General features: G+C 72.1%; 1 protein-coding gene. It reads left to right on the top strand.

What is annotated here, in order from left to right; translation table 11 throughout:
- Positions 1–23: 23 nt before the first annotated feature.
- On the top strand, positions 24–326 hold the full coding sequence (locus tag GR197_RS31635) for an urease subunit gamma (RefSeq protein ID WP_132818145.1): 303 nt from the start codon (positions 24–26) through the stop codon (positions 324–326).
- Positions 327–409 lie beyond the last annotated feature (83 nt).

Genomic DNA, 409 nt, shown 5'->3' with positions numbered 1-409 from the left:
AGCCTGAGAGAAGGGCGGCCGGCGTGCAGCTGACCCCGCACGAGCAGGAGCGACTGCTGATCCACGTGGCCGCGGACGTGGCCGCCAAGCGCCGGGCCCGTGGGCTGCTGCTCAACCATCCGGAGGCGGTCGCGCTGATCACCGCCCACGTGCTGGAGGGCGCGCGGGACGGCCGCACCGTGGCCGAGCTGATGGACTCGGGGCGTCGGATCCTGGCCAGGGCCGACGTGATGGACGGGGTCCCCGAGATGATCCCGGACGTGCAGGTCGAGGCGACCTTCCCGGACGGCACCAAGCTCGTCACCGTCCACGAGCCCATCGCCTGAGCGCGGGGGAGGCACCGTGATTCCCGGAGAGTTCCTGTACGCCGAGACGCCGGTGACGCTCAACGAGGGCGCACCGGTCACCC

The sequence above is a fragment of the Rhizobium phaseoli genome (genome assembly GCF_010668805.1).
GTDB classification, from domain to species: domain Bacteria; phylum Pseudomonadota; class Alphaproteobacteria; order Rhizobiales; family Rhizobiaceae; genus Rhizobium; species Rhizobium phaseoli_A.
The sequence above is the reverse complement of the archived record's forward strand: the minus strand, read 5'-3'. Positions and strand labels throughout refer to the sequence as shown.